Source organism: Polyangiaceae bacterium (assembly GCA_020633205.1).
Taxonomy (GTDB): Bacteria; Myxococcota_A; Polyangia; order Polyangiales; family Polyangiaceae; genus JAHBVY01.
Map to the genome: position 1 here is coordinate 829,272 of JACKEB010000011.1, position 20,950 is coordinate 850,221.

At 64.1% G+C, this 20,950-nt stretch carries 16 protein-coding genes; 9 read left to right on the top strand and 7 right to left on the bottom strand.

The features are described 5' to 3' along the window. Positions 1-56 precede the first annotated feature (56 nt). Positions 57-803, bottom strand: coding sequence for a hypothetical protein (locus tag H6718_10155; protein ID MCB9585753.1), 747 nt, complete (start codon positions 801-803; stop codon positions 57-59). Between the two features lie 652 nt (positions 804-1,455). Here H6718_10155 and H6718_10160 point away from each other — a divergent pair. Further along, a complete protein-coding gene (locus H6718_10160; GenBank protein ID MCB9585754.1) occupies positions 1,456-2,463 on the top strand; it encodes a 3-oxoacyl-ACP synthase in 1,008 nt (335 codons plus the stop codon). 243 nt (positions 2,464-2,706) lie between these two features. Here H6718_10160 and H6718_10165 read toward each other — a convergent pair whose 3' ends face one another. After that, a complete protein-coding gene (locus tag H6718_10165; protein MCB9585755.1) occupies positions 2,707-3,384 on the bottom strand; it encodes a hypothetical protein in 678 nt (225 codons plus the stop codon). 232 nt (positions 3,385-3,616) lie between these two features. Beyond that, positions 3,617-4,966, bottom strand: coding sequence for a DEAD/DEAH box helicase (locus H6718_10170; protein MCB9585756.1), 1,350 nt, complete (start codon positions 4,964-4,966; stop codon positions 3,617-3,619). 256 nt (positions 4,967-5,222) lie between these two features. Between H6718_10170 and H6718_10175 the strand changes: the two genes are divergently transcribed. Further along, positions 5,223-5,567 carry a hypothetical protein gene (locus H6718_10175; GenBank protein ID MCB9585757.1) on the top strand — a complete coding sequence of 115 codons (345 nt, stop codon included), beginning with the start codon at positions 5,223-5,225 and terminating at the stop codon, positions 5,565-5,567. 948 nt (positions 5,568-6,515) lie between these two features. Further along, a complete protein-coding gene (locus tag H6718_10180; GenBank protein MCB9585758.1) occupies positions 6,516-7,418 on the top strand; it encodes a hypothetical protein in 903 nt (300 codons plus the stop codon). Here H6718_10180 and H6718_10185 read toward each other — a convergent pair. Next, positions 7,415-8,371, bottom strand: a complete 957-nt coding sequence (locus H6718_10185; protein ID MCB9585759.1) for a hypothetical protein — start codon at positions 8,369-8,371, stop codon at positions 7,415-7,417. The genes H6718_10180 and H6718_10185 overlap by 4 nt on opposite strands. A 64-nt stretch (positions 8,372-8,435) precedes the next feature. Continuing rightward, the gene (locus H6718_10190) at positions 8,436-9,458 is read right to left on the bottom strand and encodes a zinc-binding dehydrogenase (protein MCB9585760.1); all 1,023 of its coding nucleotides are present in this window, start codon (positions 9,456-9,458) and stop codon (positions 8,436-8,438) included. Between the two features lie 761 nt (positions 9,459-10,219). Between H6718_10190 and H6718_10195 the strand changes: the two genes are divergently transcribed. The 5 genes from H6718_10195 (at position 10,220) to H6718_10215 (ending at position 17,036) form a co-directional block, all read left to right on the top strand. Beyond that, on the top strand, positions 10,220-11,830 hold the full coding sequence (locus H6718_10195) for a protein kinase (protein ID MCB9585761.1): 1,611 nt from the start codon (positions 10,220-10,222) through the stop codon (positions 11,828-11,830). Positions 11,831-11,883: 53 nt separating this feature from the next. Next, positions 11,884-12,870 carry a hypothetical protein gene (locus H6718_10200; protein MCB9585762.1) on the top strand — a complete coding sequence of 329 codons (987 nt, stop codon included), beginning with the start codon at positions 11,884-11,886 and terminating at the stop codon, positions 12,868-12,870. A 56-nt stretch (positions 12,871-12,926) separates the two neighbouring features. Next, positions 12,927-15,488, top strand: coding sequence for a hypothetical protein (locus H6718_10205; protein ID MCB9585763.1), 2,562 nt, complete (start codon positions 12,927-12,929; stop codon positions 15,486-15,488). Positions 15,489-15,606: 118 nt separating this feature from the next. Next, the gene (locus tag H6718_10210; protein MCB9585764.1) at positions 15,607-16,227 is read left to right on the top strand and encodes a hypothetical protein; all 621 of its coding nucleotides are present in this window, start codon (positions 15,607-15,609) and stop codon (positions 16,225-16,227) included. A gap of 191 nt (positions 16,228-16,418) precedes the next feature. Further along, entirely contained in the window at positions 16,419-17,036 is a 618-nt protein-coding gene (locus H6718_10215; GenBank protein ID MCB9585765.1) for a hypothetical protein, read from the top strand. A 6-nt stretch (positions 17,037-17,042) separates the two neighbouring features. Here H6718_10215 and H6718_10220 read toward each other — a convergent pair whose 3' ends face one another. Together H6718_10220 and H6718_10225 are read right to left on the bottom strand one after the other, a co-directional pair. Further along, positions 17,043-17,747, bottom strand: coding sequence for a metallophosphoesterase family protein (locus H6718_10220; protein MCB9585766.1), 705 nt, complete (start codon positions 17,745-17,747; stop codon positions 17,043-17,045). A 326-nt stretch (positions 17,748-18,073) separates the two neighbouring features. Further along, complete coding sequence (locus tag H6718_10225) at positions 18,074-20,146, bottom strand: S9 family peptidase (protein ID MCB9585767.1); 2,073 nt, start codon at positions 20,144-20,146, stop codon at positions 18,074-18,076. Positions 20,147-20,390: 244 nt separating this feature from the next. Between H6718_10225 and H6718_10230 the strand changes: the two genes are divergently transcribed. Further along, positions 20,391-20,828: a hypothetical protein gene (locus H6718_10230; protein ID MCB9585768.1), complete on the top strand. Its 438-nt coding sequence runs from the start codon at positions 20,391-20,393 to the stop codon at positions 20,826-20,828. Positions 20,829-20,950: the final 122 nt, after the last annotated feature.

The window sequence follows — 20,950 nt, forward strand, 5'->3', positions numbered from 1 at the left end:
TCTTGCGTCGTTGCGAGTCGTTGCGAACGAGGCCGCTCCGCGGCCCCGCCGCTCACTCACATGTCTTCGGTGATGCGGTAGACCTGCACGGCATCGCCGGTGAAGGCGTTGCCGTTCAACATCACGCTGTCAGAACCGACGGCGCCATCGGCGCAGCGGATCCCCGTGGCACTATCAGCGAAGTAGAGCTCGAGCTTCAGTACGTCGGCGGTGATGGAGCCACGGCCTTCCTGAGCGAAGCCGCTGTAGTTGACGGTGAAGTCGAAGCAGTCGCCGCCACCGGAGACGTTCTCGATCACGTAGCTGGTGCTCGAGAACTCGAGATCCGCGGCGGCCGTGTCGCGATCGCAGGTGCCCACGTCGCCCTGGTTCGGCGCGTCGTTGAGCGTGCCGACGGAGGTCTTCACCCCGATGGTTCCGCCAAGCGGGCGCATCTCAGTCTTGTGGTAGCACTGCGTGGCTTGGCCAGCGTTGAGGTTCTCCGGGATGCCGTTGGGGGACGAGGGGATGTCAGCGCCGGTCATGGTCAGCAGCTTGCCGTCCAGGTAAGCATCGATCTGGCTCGGTGTCTGGAACTCGAGACCGGAGCCGCCGGTGCCGCCCGCGGTCCCAGCCGTGCCGCCCGTGCCGCCGCTCGTGCTACCCGCTGTTCCGCCGGTACCACCACTGGTCGTGCCCGCGGTGCCGCCGTTGCTCGTTCCACCTGCGCCGCCGCTCGCAGACTTGCCAGCGTCCGGATCCGAACCGCAGGCGACCATGCTCAAGATTGCCGTGGTACCCATGATAAGCTTGATTCGATTCATGTCGTTCTCCCCTTGGGGCGAGCCCCATTGCGTCATCGTATGCTGAGCCGCACTCAGCGGCAGGTCCCCGAACACACCGTCTTTGGGCCCTCCCCGTGCCTGCAGCGTGGTTTGGCTGCAGCGCGCGTGGGTTGAGAGCCTGCGATCTTCACCGCAGCGAAGCGTCGCTTGGGCGCCAACAGTGTGTTGGCGCAGTGCGGAGGCACACCTCAACACCGCGGCCGATTGTGCAGAGCAACATTTCGGCCGTCAAGACAAAAGGAAACATTTCCGCAACGCACAATGAAAGCATTGGAAACTCACGAGATTCGCGAAAACCGCATGGTTTGCGCGCCGCGACGCGACACTACGTGTCGTTTAGAGAGCCCAGGAACGCCGGTTCTTGCCGCGGCGCAGCAATGCGGCGGCACCCGCTGGCGCACTGTTTGTGTTGCGGTGCAACAATGGCGTCTGCTAGCAAGACCGACGTGGGGCGCCTGACTTGCATCAGTGGCCCAACCGCGCATCGGTCGGGTGCCCCACGCTGATTTCGCCGCCCACCGGCGCGCACAACACCGGTCGATTGCACCAAAGCGTGCACCCGAGCGGGAGCAACCAAGGCCTGTCGCGTGTGTCCTCGAACGGAGACTAACGACAGCGAAGCGAGGGACCCATGTCAGAGTATGCAGTTGGGATCATCGGCTGGGGCACGTACTGGCCGGAGCAGATCCAGACGGCAGGTGAAATCGCCGAACGCAGCGGGCTGCCCGTGCACGTGATCGCAGACAAGATTGGCGTGCGCCAGAAGCGTGTCGCCGGTCCAGAGGATCACTGTTCGGTCATGGCGGCAAAGGCGGGCGAGGTGGCGCTAAGACGCGCCGGAGTGAAGCCTGAAGAGGTTGACTTGGTGCTCTACCACGGCAGCGAGTTCAAGGACTACGTCGTGTGGTCCGCTGCTACCAAGGTGCAGGCGTTGCTGGGGTGTTCCCGCGCGGCAGCGTTCGAAGCCTACGCGCTGTGTGCAGGGACGCCAGTTGCCTTGAAAATCGCCCGCGGCCTGATGCGCGACGATGAATCACTGCGCAAGGTTTTGCTGGTCACCGCTAGCCGCGAGGCGGATCTCGTCAGCTACGAGGACCCAGGCGCTCGATTCATGTACAGCTTTGGGGCTGGGGGTGGCGCCATGTTGTTGTCCCGCGACGACACCACACATCAGGTGCTCGGTTCTGCGGTGATCAGCGACGGCTCTCTCAGCGAGAACGTCGTAATGCCGGCTGGGGGCAGTCGCACCCCTTGCTCTGCGGAAACGCAACCGAAGGATCATCGTCTGACGACGTTTCGCTTGGACGAGATGGGGGAACGCCTGACGGAAGTCAGCATGCCGAACTTCGAAGCGGTCGTTAGGAAGGCGTTGTCGGGCACCGGCAAGCGTCCGGACGAGATCGCGTTTCTGGGGGCTGTGCACATGAAGCGCTCATTTCACGAGGCGCTACTCAGCCAGCTTGGGCTCCCCGCAGACCGCGCCATCTACCTTGAGGACTATGGACACGTGCAGTCGGTCGATCAGGTGCTGGCGCTCGAGCTTGCCGCGGAGCGCGGCATGTTGAAGCCAGGCGATCTCATCGTCTTGCTCGGCGCTGGCACCGGCTACACCTGGAGCGCGACCGCAATTCGCTGGTAGCGGCCAGCGCCAAACAAACTTCTGACCCGGCTTCACTTCAGCGCTTGCCGTTGGGGAGGGGACCCTGTGCGCGAGCCCGCGAGCGACACAGGGGAGGGGTCTGCGGCCAGACCCCTCACAAAAGGCCAGAAGGAGACAAGCAGCCGAATCGCTTGCGGCGGACCGGAGTCCCGCCCTCACTCGAGTGGGGGCGGGTGGAGGTCCGCCTAGCGCCGAGGTGGCGCAGTCTCAGCTCTGGGGCACCTACGACGAGCGTTTGGTGCGCTTTGCTCGCGGCTTGGGGGCTGCTTTGGCTGTACTCGCTGCGCGTGTGGGGCGCGCGGCGTCGCTGGTGAGTTGCCCCGCGACGGCCTGCAATGCGGCCTTCAGATCTTCGATGTCTTGGCGCAGCTGGCGGACTTCGCCGGAGCTCGACGCTTCGCTCTGCTGCTCAGGCTCTGGTTCGGACTCAGGCTCAGGCTCTGGTTCGGGAGGCGCAGGAAAGCGTTCCCGCGGTTGGTACTCGGGCTGTGCTCCCGCCGCCCAGGGAGTTTCCTTGCGGAACAGCCGCATGAAGGCATCTGAGGCAGTGTAGGGCCAGGTGGCGAAGGGGAACACGCCACTCATGGCCTCCGCGCTCTGGCGCCCCTTGAGGTAAAGCTCGAGGGATGTCGACATGTAGCGGCCCAAAAACTCCGCGAGCGCCTCGTCCTTCATGCGGATGAGCTGCACCAGGAGCGGTACTGGGAGGAGCTTCGCGGCGCCGCGACTCTCGATGATGATTTGAGTCAGCGTCGCCTGGGTCAGGTCTTTGCCAGACTTGGCGTCCACCACGTACACGTCGGCACCTTCGCGGATGCGCTCGGCGAGCTCCTCTTGGGTGATGTATCGGCTCTCACTGGTGTCGTAGAGCCGCCGATTGCTGTACTTCTTGACGATCATGAGCTGCGCGGGCGTCGGGAGACCGCTGTTTTGCGGTGCAACACCCGACCGCCGCGAAGCCTAACATAGCTCACCACATCCGTGCAGCCCTGCGGTGAAGAGCCTGGCTTGCGAGGAGAAATCGCCCTGGAAACGCGGGGCATGGTGACTTGTTGCGCCGCAATACCGGCGGTCGCCGAAGCGCGCTCGCGGGGTCTCCCAGGAGCGCCCCGCTATACCGTGCGGATACAGCCTAGTTCGCGCGGGCGCGGCCCTGAGGGGCCTTGTTCGAGCGATTGCCACCACCGCGCCGGTCCTTGCTGCCCTCCGGCCGTGGGTGGCCTGAAGGTCCGCGACTGCCACCGCCCGGACGCCGACTCTTGGGGCGGGCTGGCTTCTGCTGCGGACCGCGAGAACCGTTTGCAGACTGACCGTTGCCGCGTCGCGAGAGCTCCGTCATCGGAGGCGGCGGTTGGCTTGGGGGGAAGGGGTGGTCTTCATCGCGAGGGATGTGTTGCTGGATCAGCCGCTCGATGTCGATGAGGTAGGGGCGCTCTTCGGCTTCGCAGAATGACCAGGCGATGCCAGCGGCGTCAGCGCGACCGGTGCGACCGATGCGGTGCACATAGGTCTCCGGGACGTTCGGCAGGTCGACGTTGATCACATGAGTTACACCGGTCACGTCGATACCGCGAGCAGCGATGTCCGTCGCGACCAGCACGGGGATGCTTGCGTCGCGAAAGCCGCTGAGCGCGCGAGTTCGCGCCCCTTGTGATTTGTTGCCGTGAATCGCTGCGGCGCGGATGCCCGACTTTTCAAGGTGTTCCGCGATGCGATTGGCTCCGTGCTTCGTCCGGCTGAAGACCAAGGTGCGACCCACGCCGGGCTGCTTGAGCACGTGGGTCAAGAGCTTGCGCTTGTTGGCCTTGTCGACGAAGAACAAGCGCTGTTCGATGCGCTCCGCGGTGGAGGAGACGGGTGTGACCGCTACGCTCACCGGGTCGATCAACAAGCTCTCGGCGAGCTCACGAATTTCAGGCGGCATCGTAGCCGAGAAGAACAGCGTCTGGCGTTGCTTGGGCAGCGCACGCACCACGCGCTTCACTGCCGGGAGGAAACCCATGTCCAGCATGCGGTCGGCCTCGTCGAGCACGAAGATCTCGATGTCGTTCAGGTGCAGGTGTCCCTGCTCCATCAAGTCCAGCAAGCGCCCGGGAGTCGCGACGAGCGCGTCGACGCCTCGCTTGAGCTCCTTCTCTTGAGGCGCCTGACCGACCCCTCCGAAGATCACCGTGTGGTAGAGGTCGAGGTGCTTGCCATAGGTCGCGAAACTATCGCCGATCTGCGCGGCCAGCTCACGTGTGGGAGTGAGCACCAGCGCTCGCAGCTTGGGCTGCTTGCCTGAAGCGCCGTAGACGCGCTGGAGCAGCGGGAGCGTGAAGGCGGCGGTCTTGCCGGTGCCGGTCTGAGCGCAGCCGAGGAGGTCTCGGCCCTCGAGGCACGAAGGAATGGATGCGCTCTGGATCGGCGTCGGCGTCTCGTAGCCGGCGTCAGCGACGGCGCGAAGTAGCTTGGGGTGAAGCCCCAGTTCGGAAAATGTCACGCGCGTGAGTGACACGAGGTTGTCAAGTAGTCGAGGAGTTTCGACATCCTAGAGGCCATGTAGCGTCATAACTCTCGCATCCCAGCGCTGGGGCAAGAAACAACAGGGGCGTTTCGTCAAGCTCGATGCGTGGAAACGGAAAGCGCGCGCGGGCGCTTGGGGGAGTCCGCCGACTGCAACTCGAGATACCGTGCGGAATTGGTGGCGCCTGGCGACTTGGCCTGAGGGGCGGCGACGGCTAGCTTTGTGAGGCTCGATGCTACCCCTGGTTGCCGTAGAAGTGCCTGTCGGGGAGCCGCCCGCTGCGGTGGCTACCATGCTCGAGGCGTGTAGCTCCGCCCTGCCAGAGGGGCGCTGCGTCGCCGCCGATATCGAACCCCAGAGTCCGACTGGACTCGCAGTCGTATCCTGGTTGGGAACGGATCACCTAACTGCGCGAGTCGAGGTCGGGCAGCGCACGACGTCGCGCTCGAGCGTCAGTTGGCATCGGCGTGACCTGAACTTCACCCTTGGGGACTCGATCTCTGAACGTTGGACCGCTGTGGGCTACACGATTCCGACAATCGTCGGTGAGGGTCTCCGAGCCCACGAGGGGCATTGATACCACGCGGAATAGAGTCTCTGCCGAGCCGGCGCGGCCCGCGCCTGCGGCACAGCCAGCGCTCCCCGCTACTCACGCCACGCAGAGGCCGGGTGCCTGGCTCCAGTTGGGGCCGCTGGTCCTGCTCGACACACAGCGGGTCGGGTTTGGGGGGGCTCTCGCCGGCGGGATCCGTGTAACGGGACCCTGGGGTGCGGAGGTAGCAACGGCTTACTCGGGCTCGGGAAGAGATGAGCAAGGCCTCGCGGTCTCCCGCTGGTCGCTACGCGGTTACTGGGGACTGTTGGGGGAGAACGGCCGCTTCTCCTGGCGTTTGATGCTAGGCTGGGCACCGACAGCATCCCGTCCGGAGCGTTTCCGCGCCTCACATCACCGGAGTCGGGAGAGTTGGCTGCGGCCACGCCGCAACTCGCGCTGAGACTAAGTGCCGAACCCAAGCGAGCGGGGATTCTAGCGTGAACGCAAGACGAAGCTGCTATGCTTTCGCCTGTGAAACGCTTGCTGTGGGTTGGCCTGGTGTCGTTGGGGTGCAGCAACATTCTCGGCCTCGACGATTTTCACGCACAGAGCGACACCACAGGTGGTGCATCGGGTGGAGGTGCTGGCGGAGCAGGAGCTAGCGGCGCCGCAGGCGGGGCCAGTGGAGCGACCGGTGGTTCCGGCGCGACCGCTGGATCTGGCCCCGGGGCTTCGGGTGGAGTCGGGGGATGCAATGCGAACCTTGACAATGACTCATCAAATTGCGGTGCTTGCGGACACAACTGCTCGGCATCAGGGGCCGACAGCACCGACTGCCAAGGCGGCGTGTGTCGCCCCACGTGCACCACGGGTTTCGCCGACTGCGCAACACCCGGTGGTAGCGCTGCCGATGATGGCTGCGAGGTCGAACTCTCCAAGAGTTCCGAGAACTGCGGCGCCTGCGGCGTGAGCTGCCTAGGGGGAGAGTGCTTGAACTCCAAGTGCGAGCCCGTCGTGCTTTTCGAAGTCCTCGGCCGTAGCGGCGGCGATGGGATCGATGTCTCCTCCTCGGAGGTGCTGTTCACGGACTACGATGGGGGATTCGTGCTTGCCGTGCCCAAAGCCGGCGGCCCGGAGCGCACGGTCGCCGACCAACAGCCCAATGCATACCTGCTCGACGTTGATGGGAATAGTGTCTATTGGACCCGAAACAAGGGAATAACCACTTCCGGAATTGATGGGAGTGCGCGACTCCCACTTATCGAGAACCTTACCTTTGCCAAAGAGCTTGTGGCGGGGGGTGGGGTGGTACTGTTCAAAGACGCGCACATCACATCGATAACGCTTGGGTCTTCGGGAGGGGTCCAGGATGTTTCTTCAAACGCGAGCGCGCATGGCGTCCACTACTACAAGGGTGCAGCGTACTTCCTGGACATCCTTAACGGCGGTACGGTGCTTTACGCTGGGAAATCCGGTGGGACGAGCGCGACGACGTTTGCCTCACAGCTATCCGGTGGGCAAACGCTTGGGCAGCTCGTGATGAACGCCGATCTTGCCTACTACACCGTTGGGGCGCAGAGCTGGGCGGGCGCGCTCAAGCGAGTTGCAAAGAACGGTACACCGGAACCGTGGGCTAGCGGACACCAAGTCCGGACGCTCCAAACCTCAGGGGACCTGTTGATTTGGTCGGAACTAGCTAGTGATTCCGATCTGACATCCGGGTCGCTCTGGCTCGATTCCACACAGACTTCTTCGCCGAAACAGCTTCTTGAGTCGACCGACCATGTGAAGTCCTTGGTCATTGACGGCGACGCAGTATTCTACTCTGTAGAGACGTCGGCGAAATCATATCGAATTATGAAGTTGTCTCTCGCCGCCGCAATTGGGCCCTAAGTCGTTGGTTCAAGCACGGCGTGGACTTTCAGGTAGTACAGCTGTGTAGATCCCGGGTAGTCCGAGTCGGTGCCGATCAAGAACCAGAGCACGCCGGTTTGGTCCGCTTGAGCGTCCACATCGAGGATGCGCGTGCGGCTGAGCGTTTCGTAGGTGGGGTTGCCATCGCAGGTCTGACCGTTGGCGATATCGCCTGCCAACGTCCCGACGGGGCCTGCGGTGCCTTGATCTCCCTTGTCGACGTTCATCCGCCACACCCCGCCCATCAGGACCGGGACCGGGTTGGTGGGGGTGAGGCCGAACTTCAAGAACACGGACTCTCCCGGTGCGCCACCGATCCCGGTGCACCCGGACTGAGCGTTGCTGGCGAACTCGACGCGCAGCGTGGCGTGGTACTTCACTAGCGCGCGCAGACCGACTTCGGGCCCGACGGAGCGTTTGATGAACATGAAGAGGTCGTCGGAGCGGTTGTGCCCCTGAATCATCAAGCCCTTTCCGCTGCCCAGCTCCGACGGCAGGGCGCGCGACCCCGAGTCGAGCTGAAGATCCTGCATGCCTTCGGCATAGTCGGCAAAACCCGTGCTCCACCCCTGGAGGCCCTGGTTGAAATCGTAGTCGAGGGTGACGGTTTGAGGCGGTCCGCCCCCAGCGCCCGCCGCGCCAGCGCCACCACCAATCCCCGCGGAACCGCCCGTCGCTCCAGCACCGGCTGAGCCGCCAGCACCGCCGCTGCCGCCGGTGCCTGCCGTCGCGCCTGTGCCTCCAGTGGCACCGCCGCTGCCCCCGGCCGCGCCGGCGCCTCCGCTGCCGCCGCCGCCCGTCGACGCACCGGCGCTCCCAGCCGTGCTGGTGCCTCCCTCACCCCCGCCCTCGGAATCCGAGCTACACGCGACCACCAAGAGCGCAGCAGGGCAGCAGATGGTGCACAAGCCACGACGAAGCCAAGCTTTCATGGCGGCGAGTGTGTCTGAGGGCGCGCCCGGGCGCACGCCCAATACGAACTCGCATCCGGTCGCGTCAGTCGGGGCGAAGGACGATTTTGCCCTTGTTCTTGCCGTATTCGATTTGGCCCCAGGCGTCGGCTGCCTGGGAGAAGGGGAACACCTGGTCGACGTGCGGCTTGATGGCGCCTTGCTCGTAGAGCTCGAGCAGCTCGCGCATCTCTTGAGTGAGCAAGTCGAGCTCGCCCCACATATGCCCCACGTTCACTCCAGCGACGGCTTTGTTTTCGTCCAAGAGCTTCATCATGCCGAACTTGGGTACGCGCAGGATTTGCTTTGCGACGTGGAAGAGGTTGCGCTTGCCCCCGGTGTTGGTGTTCGCAAGTCCAAAAGCGATGAGCATCCCCGCAGGCTTCAGCAGCTCGTACCCCTTCTTCCAGTCGAGGCCGCCCAGTGCATCCAGCACCAAGTCCACGCCCCGACCGTTTGTCAGCCTTCGCACCTCTTCGACGTAGTCCTGTGTGCGGTAGTCGATGGGGTGCGTGCATCCGTGGGACCGCACGTAGTCGTGCTTCCCTGCGGAAGCAGTCCCGTAGGTCGTGACGTCGCCGATGTGCCGACACAGCTGCAACGCTGCGGTGCCTACGCCGCCAGCGGCCATGTGGATCAACACATGTTCGCCAGGACGCGTGCGATGGATGCGATCGAGCATGTGATAGGCGGTGAGGTAGTTGACGGGCAGTGCGGCGCCCTCCTCGAAGCTCATGCTTGCAGGCATTGGTAAGGCTTGACGGTGCGGGACAACCACGGTGTCCGAGTGACCGCCGAAGCGCGTTAGGTACACGACTCGATCGCCCTCCTTCAGATCCGTTACGCCGGGGCCGACCTTATCGACGAACCCGGCGCCTTCGTAGCCGACGACGCAGGGGGGCTTGGGAGCATCGGGATACAGACCTTGCCGAGCGGAAATCTCCGCGAAGTTCAGTCCGCACGCGTGCGCCTTGACGCGCACCTCGCCCGCGTTCGGTTCTGGGTCCGGAGTCTCACGGACTTCTAGAACCTCCGGGCCGCCGTGCTTTCGAATCCAGATTGCTCGCATGTCTCGCTGTGCCTTTTACTGTTGGACTGGAGTGAAGAACGCGTCTCTGCGCAGAACCTGAGCGATCGTCACGAATCAGTTGCCCGAGCCCCCGAAAAGACGAAACAGGCGACACCTGACTTGGTGGACTAGCATTTGCGCGCCTACATCGGGTGACTAGGAGCGCCCGGTTCAGGTCCTTGGATACGCCGCGCGCACACCCGTGGTTCCAAAAACCTACCCGTTCTTGCTTGGGAGCGAACACACACGGGCCCGACTCGAAATGACCATGCGGTGGCGCGAGTCAGCATGAGCACCTGATCGGTCCATTGGCGTGGCAGGACCTCCGGTGACCCCGGACCGGACAACGGGTCGATCTGAAACGGTCCAGTTATCGGAGCCATGGTCGTTCAAGGGTCAGTGCCACAATTCGCGCCCGGGAGGCGCGAACAGACAACAATTTTAGAAGCAGGTGCGCGTGTTGAGCACGCGACGTAACGCGAAGTGGACGGTGCCTACTTTCGACGCCGTACGCTGCATCCAAGCCCAGCTCCCGCTTTTCCATCCGGGATTCCTTAGCCGCGAGTCAGCGCGCTCAGGATGTATGTGCCTGTGGCACCAACCATGAAAAAAGTGATAGCGTTGGCACTCAATCACCACTGATTCCCTTGGGTCGACATCCGCGTCGCCCACCCCGACTACTCCACGAAGTTTGGCGAAATTTCCCGACTGACCCGTCCCCACCGGGCGCGTCGGTGGAAATCGCCTAGAGAGATCACGCCGTGTCTCCCTCTGTGCCGAGCATCCTGGTTGCTGATGACGTCCAAGGCGACGTGGTGCACCAGTACGTCGAAGGCGAGGTGATCGCTGACAAGTATCGGCTGGAGCGTCCCCTGGGCGCTGGAGGGATGGGGTCTGTCTGGCACGCCCGGAACCTCGCCTTGGACTCGGACGTCGCGATCAAGGTGATCTTGAACGACCAGCACCGGGCGCAGCTCGCGGATCGTCTAGTTCGCGAGGCACGGGCCAGCGCCCGGATGACGCATCCCTCGATCGTGCGGGTGTTCGATGTCGGAACGACGCGACACGGGGACCCGTTCCTCGTGATGGAGCTTCTGAAGGGGCAGAGCCTAGCGGACTACATCATCCGCAATGGTCGCCTCTCGGCGACACGCGCTGTACAGCTCCTGCTGCCGATTGTAGACGCTCTCGACAGCGCCCACGCCCGCGGCATCATCCATCGGGACCTCAAGCCCGACAATATTTTCCTTGCGGAAAATCACGGCCAGCTCAGCCCGAAGGTGCTCGATTTCGGCGTGGCGATGGATCTGAGCCAGGCGGACCACCGCATCACCCAAGCGGGGACGCTACTGGGCAGCCCTGCCTATATGTCGCCGGAGCAAGCGCGCGGGGAGCAAGCGCTCGATCAGGGCACGGACATCTGGTCCTTCTGCGTGATGCTCTACGAGACGCTGACCGCTCAGACGCCCTTCGGAGACGACGGAAATTACCACGCGCTGCTGCGGCGTATCATCGAGGAACAACCCACGCCCACCCATCAGCTCGTCGCTGGGGATGTTGCTCTGTGGTCGATTATCGAGCGCGGGTTCAGAAAGAAGCCGAAGGACCGCTGGCCAAGCATGCGCGCGCTGGGCGTCGCGCTTGCGGAGTGGCTCGAGTCCCACGACATCGCTCAGGACATCCTCGGGCAGAACGTGTACTCCAACTGGCTATCCCCCGAATCCGGAGAACGGGTTTCCCTGGTAGAGGAGCCGCCGGTTTCCGCGAGGATATCTGGGGCGTTGCGACGTTCCGGCGACCACCCTCGCGGGCGCATGAGCAGCGCCACGACCTTCGACGAGACGACGCCTACCGCGGACGCAGGTGGGGTCTCCAACTTGGGCTCGACGCTCCGGCCCGACACCTTGAGCGTTCGCCCAAAGACCGCGACCAGATGGCTTCTGCCTGCGATCGGCGGAGGCCTGGTAATCGTCGGGGCGCTTGCTTGGTTGCTTTGGCCGCACGGCAATGCGGCCCATGAGACAACCCAGGCCGCATCTGAAGTGCCCGCGGCGGTTGATCACGCGGCGTCAGGTCACGCGGCAGAAGAGCACGCAAAGCAGCCCGTCGACCAGGCTGGCAGCTCGGCTGAACCCAGCGCGCGGCCCGCTCCGCAGCCGAGTGCTTCCGCGGAGGAAGCGTCCCAAGGCGCCGCAAAAGCCGAGAAATCAGCGAAAGCGTCCAAGTCGGGCACCAGCGCCAAGCCAGCGGCGACGGCATCAAAGGCTGGGTCAAAGCCAGAGGCAAAGCCAGCGGCGCAGCCCGAGGCAAAGCCTGCCGCTAAACCCAGTGAGCCCAGCAAGCCGAAACTCGGCAGCGATCTAGGCTTCTAGTTTGCGCGCTGCTGGATCTCGCGTAGAGCTTGCTTCTCCCTCGAGCTTTTCCCATGCGATTTTCCCCTGCTGCATTGCTGCTAGCGAGCGCGCTGGCTGCCGCGCCGAGCTACGCCCAGTCTTCCGAAGACGAACGTCGCAACGCCGCGCGCGACTTGGGCGTCCAAGGCAACCAAGCCTACGACGCCGGTGACTTCGCGCGCGCTGTCGATCTCTACCGGAGGGCTCAAAGCCTGTATCCCGCACCGACGCTTTCCGTGCGGTTAGGTCGGACGCTGGTCAAGCTGGGGCGCCTTGTGGAGGCTGAGGAAGCCTACATCAAGACCCTGCGCTATCCGTTGCCGGACAATGCTCCGGACGCCTTCAAGCAGGCGATTCAGGTGGCGAAGGCGGATCTCGCGGAGCTCAGTCCACGGGTGCCGCGCTTGAAGGTCAGCGTCGCGGGCGCCAAGGAGTTCACGGTCACGCTCAACGGGGTGCGCCTCGAGCCGGCGCTGGTCGGCATTGACCGTAAGGTTGACCCGGGGGAGTATAAAATCCATGCGGAAGCGCCTGGGGCCGCGCGTGTGGAGAAAACCATCAAGGTCGCTGAGCGAGCCAAGGAGTCGGTGAGTCTGACCCTGAAGGTAGACCCCAGCAAGATCCCCGCGGGAACACCCGGCCCCACTGGGCCAAGCGGTGAAGACGCCGGGGCCCAGTCGGAGGGCCGCTCACCGCTGCCCTTCATCGCCTTGGGTGTTGGCGGCGCCGGGGTGGCCGTCGGTGTCATCACCGGGCTGATGGCGACTTCGAAGCACTCGAGCGCCGAAAGCGCGTGTCCCGATCTGAAGTGCGAGCGCGGTTCCCAGGGGGAGTCGGATCTGCAGTCCTTCCGCGATCTGCGCACCGTGTCGACCATCGGGTACATCGTGGGCGCGGTGGGGATCGCCGCTGGCGGAGTGCTGTGGTTCACCACGGCACCAAGCGGTGACAGCAAGGCGGCCTCTCATGTTTCGCCTTACGTTGGCTTGGGTCAGGCCGGAGTCTGGGGGAGCTTCTAATGGTTACCTCGCGGAAGCACGAGCTGCTGCGGCTCCTCGTTTGGTGTTTGCCCCTGATGTTTCTCGTGGCGGGCTGCCCGCAGCTCGCGAACGATGACTTCGAGGTGGTCGACCCCGCCAGCAACGGCGGAGTTGGTGGAAGCGACAACGACGCGAGCGCCGGGAGCGGTGGAGTTGGCGGGAACGCCGGCAGCGCAGGCGTCTCCGGCAATGCCGGCACGAGCGGCAGCGGAGGAACCACGACCGATGGCGGTAGCGATGCGGCCACCTGTTCTGAGTGCGCTGCCGCGGACTGCTGCGATGGCCAGTGCGTGAATCGCCAGTCTTCGCCGCGGCACTGCGGCGTTTGCGGCAACGGTTGCCCTGGCACGACGTGCTCGGGCGGCACCTGCACTAGCAGTTGCGCCCAGGGTTTCCTCGACTGCGACCAGAACATCGTCAATGGCTGCGAGGTCAACGCGGCGATGGACCCGATGCACTGCGGAAACTGCGACATCGCCTGTCCCGTGGACGCGACGTGCGTCTCCGGTGTTTGTATGTGCCCCACGGGTGCACTCGACTGCGACGGCGAGCCGAGCAACGGCTGTGAGACCTCGAGCGACTCGGATCCCCAGAACTGCGGCGGCTGCGGTCGCGCCTGCGGTCCGAATCAAGTCTGCCAAGGTGGTTCGTGCACTTGTGCGGATGGCTACGCGGACTGCGACAGCACGATGGACAATGGCTGCGAGGCGGATCTCACGGCGCCCGCGACGTGTGGCAGCTGCGCCAACGACTGCGGCATTCACGCCACCTGCGCTGGCACGACCTGTGGCTGCCAGACGGGCTACCAAGATTGCGACAGCACCCTGGGGTGTGAGCTGGACCTCAGCGACGCTGACCATTGCGGCAACTGCACCACCAAGTGCACCGGGGGCACCGTGTGTGATGGGGCTAGCTGCGTTTCCAGCTGTACGAGCGGCACCCTCTGCAACCAGTCCTGCGTCGACACGGACACCAGCTCTTCCCATTGTGGTGGCTGCAACCAACCCGTCGGCGCGAACCAGCACTGCGAAGCGGGTCAGCCGACGTGCGACGTCGGTTGGGCTGACTGCAACGGGCAGCCGGGTGACGGCTGTGAGATCAACACGACCAACGACGCCGGCCACTGCGGCAACTGCACCACCGCCTGCAAGCCGGGTGCGCAGTGCACGGATTCGAGCTGCGGTTGCGCGCCATCCACGCCCAAGGACTGCGGCTCCGAATGTCGGCAGTGTTGCGGTGCTTCGGACTGTAGCGACGGGGATCCCTGCACGGCGAACGTGTGCAACGCCCAAGGTCAGTGCGACTTCTCCACGGGCTGCACCGGCGGCACGATGTGCTGCTCTGGTAGCGGCTGCTTTGAGTGTTGCGACAACTCTCAGTGTGGCTCCGGGCAGACCTGTAGCGGTGGCCAGTGCGTGAGCGGCTGTACCTCCCCGCAGACCCTGTGTGGTGGTAGCTGCGTCAACACCCAGACCGATGCGAACCACTGCGGTGGCTGCGGTGTTTCGTGCGGAAACGGACGCAGCTGTAGCGGCGGTCAGTGCTCGCCGCGCTGGGTCACCATGGCTGCGGCACCGGGTGGCTTCGCGCCCCGAACGAATCCAGCCTACGCCGTGATCAACGGCACTCAGGTGTTCATCTGGGGCGGAAGCAGCGGCCAAACGGCGCTGGCCACGGGTGCGATCTACGACGTCGCGACCAACACCTGGACCAGTGTGGCACAGGACGCGAACACGCCTTCAGCGCGTGAAGGCGCCGTTGCGGTGTGGACCGGCAGCAAGGTGGTCGTTTGGGGCGGACTGGATCGCACGGCTGGCGCGTTGCGAGGCAACGGTGCGCTCTACGACCCCAGCACCAACAGCTGGAGTGCCATGGCCAGCCCGGGGAATGCGTTGGGCGCCCGTACCGACGCCTACGGCGTGTGGACTGGCACCCGCGCCCTGATCTGGGGTGGGACGGACACCAGTGGGAAGGCAGAAGCCGGAGTGGCCCGCTACGAGCCAGGCAGCGATACCTGGCTCAACGTGACGAGTTCCGCCGCGCCCAACGAGCGACTCGACTGGACCTGGGCCTGGGATGGCGCTGCCCTGTTGTTGGCCGGTGGGGACAGTAAGGAGCTCTTCCGCTATCAGCCCGACACGTGGCAGCAGCTCGACGATGCCTCGCGGAACCGCCGCGGAGCGTTTGGGGGCTGGACCGGTGCGGAGTTCATCTTCTGGGGTGGGCGTGACAAGGGCAGCATCCTGAACAGCGGTGAGCGCTATAGCGAAGCCAATCACTGGGGCGACATGTCCACGACGAACGCTCCGAGCGCGCGCTGGGCACCCCACCGGGAGACGGGGTGGTCCGCTCGCATCCGCAACGGGGAGCTTATCTTCTTGGGTGGCCGTTCGAGCGTGGGCGCGAGCTTCTTGACCAATGGTGCGACCTACAACGCGTTCACCAACGCGTGGACCTCGGTGCCCAGCTGGCCCTCTGGGCACGCCCACAGCTTCGGCGTGGGCGCCTTCGCCGGGGGTGAGTTCGTGCTCTGGGGTGGTGGCAGCCAAGCGGGCGGTAATAGTCCGGTCGCCACCGGCGAGCGATATCTGCCTTAGCAAGCTGCCGCAGATGATCGGTCGCTGGGCCTACTGACCCGACGCAGCGAGGGGTCTTCGCTGCACGCTTTTGCACTTGAGGAACGTACGGCTATTCGCGTACGTAAAAGCTCAGCGTATGAAGCGGACGACTTTTTCCTCACGGGTTTGGCTGATCTTTCCTTTGGGCCTCGCGCTGTTCGGCAGCGGCGTGGGCTGCAGTGATAGCGACGGTGGCAGCGGCACCGGCACCGCGGGTCTCTGCACCACCTACTGCAATCGCGCGAACGAGTGTGGCGCCCTTGGATCCACCACGATGGCGGAGTGCCAGTCGAGCTGCAGCAGCGCGGCTCCCCAGTGCACCCCCACTAACGCCGCCTACCAAGCGTGCGACAGCGCGCTGAAGTCCCTGGACTGTGGGTCCGTCGGGAGCACGCTCCCCTCGCAGTGTGAGGAATCGACCCTCTGCCAGGGTTCGGGCAACGGCGGCAACGGCGGCAACGGAAACGGCGGCAGCGGTGGCGGCGGTAACGGCGGCAGCGGCGGCGGCGGCGCGTGCGACACCTACTGCGCGAAGTTCGTGGAGTGCGGATTCATCCAGTCCTCGGACCAAGCGGGCTGCGTTACTGGCTGCCAGCAAGCGAACGTTCCGGCGGGCTGCGACTTCAACGCCTGCGCCAGCGCCGTCGGTGCAACGTCGTGCAACGATCTGACGTCTGGCGGTTACCCCGCCGCGTGCGACGCGTGTAGCGAAGGCTGAGCGGCTCTCGGCACTTATAGCTGCACGGAAATGACAGAATCGAGCGCCCGACTTGTCGGGCGCTCGGCGTTTTGTCGCAGCTTCAGCAGCCGTCCTGGCCAGTCCCACAAGCGGGACCGACCGCTCGTTTTGTATCCGGTTGGTCACTTTTCGCGGGCCGAGTACTCTGCGGCGGCTTAGATACCGCCAGTATGAAAACCCTCCAATCAGCCAAGGCTGGCATCTTTTCCCTCTCTTTTGTGACTCTGGCCCTGTTCGCTCCCGGCTGTAGCGACAGTGACGGAGGTGGCGGCGGGGGCGTTCAGGCCGCAACCGCGTCGTTGTGCAACACCTACTGCGCGCGCCTCGACGACTGCGGCCTGCTGCAAGGTGAAACTCAAGCCAGTTGCCGCACGGAGTGCAACAACAACCCCCCGCCCTGCACCCCGACAGACACCGCAGTCAAGGCGTGTGGGGACTCGATGGGAACCGCGGAGTGCTCCGTCATCGCCAACGCCACGCCCGAGTGCCAAGCGATCTGCGAGGGCAGCGGCACTGGCGGCAATGGCAACGGCGGCGGCAATGGCGGCGGCAGCAATGGCGGCGGCACCAGCAGCAGTGGTTGCGCGGCGGCCTGCGCCAACTTCGTGGCTTGCGGTGAGGTCGAGGCCTCCATGCAGTCAAACTGCGTGGCTCAGTGCGAAGCGTCCAAGGCTTCAGCCCCCAGCGGTTGCGACGTCGAAGCGTGCGCCACAGCGTTTGGAGGTCAGAGCTGCACGGAAGTCAGCACTGGGGTTGTTCCCAACGTGTGTGTGCCCTGCCAGGGCTAAGGCGCACTACGGTTCGTAGCCGTGGACCCCAAACGTGCCGCGCGCAGTGTCGAGGGCAGAAAAGCTGAAGCGCCCTTCCTGACAGGAGCCGCTGTTCAGGAATACTCGAGGCCCTTCTTCGAACACCTGCGCGCGGTGCGTATGTCCAGTGACGATAATATCCGCGCGGTAATCACGCGCCACATCTAGCGCCCATCGGCGGAACCGCTGGTCATTGCCCGCGTTGTTCTCGCTCAGGCGCTCGATCCCACGAAACGCACGGTAGAGCGGGTCTAGGCCCGCCCTGCGGATCCAACCTCCGAGCCATACGCCGAGCTCGCTCAACCAGCGCGCCTTGCTGATCAACAGGTCGTGGTGGTGCCCGTGAGTGAACACGACGCGCGCGTCGCCGGAGTCGATCAGGAGGCGGTCGGGTACCCCTTCAGCCGCCCCGGCGATCAGGTCGTGGTTGCCGTGGACGTACTGGTACTTCGCCCCTTCGAAGCGCCGGGCGATGCCGCGATGCGCCTCTCTCGCTGCTTTTAGGCCGCCGACCCAGTCTCCATGGCTACGCGAAGTGAGCGTCTCCCAGATATCCCCCAGGAGCACGACTCGCTCGAAATTATCCTCGAGGAAACGCAAGAAGCGCAGGAACTGGCGCTCATCGTGACCAAACCAGTCGCAAGCGTCGCCTGCGCCGAGGTGGAGGTCACTGATGACTGCGATCTTCATGAGGGGAAAGCGTGCCTGAACAAAGCGACGCGGAGGTGCCGATCTGATTGCCCGGCGACCTGCGAATCAAACTCTAATATGACCTACGGCCGCTCCCCACGCTTGCTGAAGAGCGCTCGCGTACCGAAGTCTTGGAGGATGTTGTGGGAGTAAGCGGCGTGCCCTCACCCCCATCCAAAACCTGAAGTGGCGGTGAGTCAGAACCATCTGGTGCCCAAGGCCTGACGCCGCAAGCCTCATGACAGCGATGTCAGGGGCTTTGCACACGAACTGCTGCAGGCGGCGTCGACAACCGGTTTGACCAGTCGGCTGCCCGCGGTGCAGCGCTATTTTACGCCTAGTTGCTCGATCAAGAAGGCGTAGGTGTCTGCCCGGCGCTCAACCAGCTTCTCCACCATGTCGCCGCCACCGTGCCCGGCGTTCGTCTCCATGCGGAATAGAACCGGGACTTCTGCGGACTTCTGCGCCCACTGGATTTCCGCGGTGAACTTGCGCGCGTGCATGGGATCGACACGGTCGTCGCTGTCCGCGCTGAGCATCAAGAGCGCCGGGTAAGCCGTGCCTTGCTTGACGTGGTGGTAGGGGGAATAGCCGTAGAGCGCTTTGAACTGCTCAGGGTCGTCGGCGGACCCGTACTCTTCGATCCACGTCTTGCCAGAGCCGAAGAGGTGATAACGCACCATGTCGAGGAGCGGCACGCCGCACACCACGGCCTTGTAGAGATCCGGCCGCTGGGTCATCGCCGCACCCACCAGGAGGCCGCCGTTGCTGCCGCCGGAGATCGCTAGCCGCTCGGACTTCGTGTAGCCCTCTTTGACGAGGTACTCGGCGGCGCCGATGAAGTCGTCGAACACGTTTTGCTTCTTCAGCAGCATCCCGTCGCGGTGCCACTCCTCGCCGTATTCGCCGCCACCGCGCAGGTTCGGTACCGCGTAGCCAGCGCCTTTCTCGAGCCACGCGAAGATGGACGCTTCGAAGTCCGGTGTCTCGCTGATGTTGAAGCCGCCGTAGCCGGAGAGCAGGAATGGCGTCGAGCCATCGAGCTTCGTGTCCTTCTTCAACACGATGAACATGCTGATCTTCGTGCCGTCCTTCGACGGATACCAGACCTGCTTCACCTCGTAGTTCTTCGGGTCGACTGGGACCTCGAGCTCGAAGTACGGCTTGCTCTTGCCCGACTTCACGCTGACTTCGAAGGTGGTGTAGGGCGTCGTGAAGGACGAGAAGGTGTAGTAGGCCTCGTCCTCGTCGGGGTTGCCCTTCAGATTCGAAGAGCTGCCGATGCCGGGAAGCTCGATGGTGCGCACAGGCTTTCCGGATAGCTCGTGCAGGCGGAGCTCCGTGCTGGCGTTCTTGAGGTAGCTCAGCGAGAGCTTACCGCCGACGATGTTGAAGCTTTCGAGCACTGCGTCGGACTGCTCCGGGACGATCTCCTTCCAGTCCTCCAGATCCGGTTTCGCTGGGTCAACGGCCAGGATGCGACCCTTCGGGCCCTTGTACTCGGTCTGGATGTAGAACTTGTTTTTCCATGCGTAAACATCGAACTTCGCGTCGATGCCCACGACCAGCGGCTTGAACTGGTCGTCCTTCTTCTTGAGATCCTTGTAGAAGACGTCCCGGCTGTTCCAGCCGTGGCTCTCGTAGACGAACAGCCAGCGCCCGTCACGCGACACATCGCCGTGGAGGAAGCGCTTGGGATCGTTCGTGCGCTCGTAGATCAGCGCGTCGTCCTCCGGCTTGTCGCCTAGCCTGTGGTAGCGGAGCTCCGCGTAGCCTGGCAGCTCTGCCGCGGGGATCTTTGGATCCGTGGGGAGCTTGACGTAGTAGAAGCCTTTGTTGTCGGGGCTCCAGGAGGGGTAAGCGTACTTCGCGCCTTCGATGACTTCGGCCTCACGCTCCTTGCCGCTCACCACGTCCATGATGTGGAGCGCTGCTTGATCCGCGTTGTTCTTGCTCAGGGAGTAGACGATCGTCTTGCCGTCGTAGGAGGGCTCCACCAGCTTCAGAGCGATGCTGCCGTCGTCGCTCATCGTGTTCGGGTCGAGCAGCACTTTCGGATCGGCCGTCTTGGAGGCGCGCCAGTACCAGACCGTCTTTTCCTTTTCCTTGTGACGCCGCGCGAAGAAGTAGTGCTTCCCGCGGTGGGTCGGGGCGCCCACGAAGTCGATGTAGCTGAGGTCCTTGAGCCGCGTCATGAGCGCATCGCGACTGGGCAGCTTCGCAAGGTAGGCTTTGGTGAAGTTCGCGTACTCCTTCATCCAGGCCTGGGTGTCTGCGGATTTCTCGTCTTCCAGCCAGCGGTAAGGGTCGGCTACCTGCACGCCGTGGAGGGTGTCGACGATGTCGTCACGCTTGGCTAGTGGGGGACCAAAATGGGGCTTCTCTGCGGGTTCGATCATGGCGCTCGCGGTGGTCGAAGGACTAGGGGCCGGGGCAATCTTGGGCTCGGAAGGGCCGCCGCAAGCGGCTAAGAAACCGAGGCCGAGCAAGCTGCTCAAGTGTGGACGACTGAGAGCGCGAAAGCCGCGAACGAACGGGCGGAGGTGACCTGCCATGGGCCGTTCATACCCCATCGCGTCTGGAGCCGGAACACTTCGCCGTGGCGGTTGTGCCAAGCGCCCCAACAGGGCCATGCTCCCGCGTATGTTTCGCAAGGGGATCTGGGTCATGACCGCCGCCGCATGTCTGTCGCTGGCGTCCTCATCGGCGGCTGGTGATGCCGAGGGCGGCTCTTGGGTGCGCAAGGCGCCCATCACCGCGCAAGTCAACGGGCACCGCTTCCATCACGTCGAAGTGCGCGGCAACGGCTGCCAGGTCATCTATACCTTGCGCTTCAACGCGCCAGAGAACTTGTACAAGAGCCCTGACGCCAGCGCGAGCTACTTTCGTTTCCGTGGTGATATAGAGCTGGAAGGTGGTTTGAAGGTGGACACCGGGCCCTTCTTCAATCGCAAACCGGGAGCCCGCAAGTACACGGGTGCCTTCGACACCAGCGAAGCCGGGTGCTGGTCGAAGTCGATCAAGGGCTTGCGACGCGTGGACATCGACGGCTGCCGTGGCAAAGGCTGCACGCTGAAGTAGCGAGCAAGCTGCCCCACCACGCAGTCCGAGCGTATGGCCTCCGAGCGTTTCCCCAGGGTTTGGGGGGAGGAGCGCCGTGCCGACAAACGACGAACGGCCGCCAGGTGATACCCAGCGGCCGC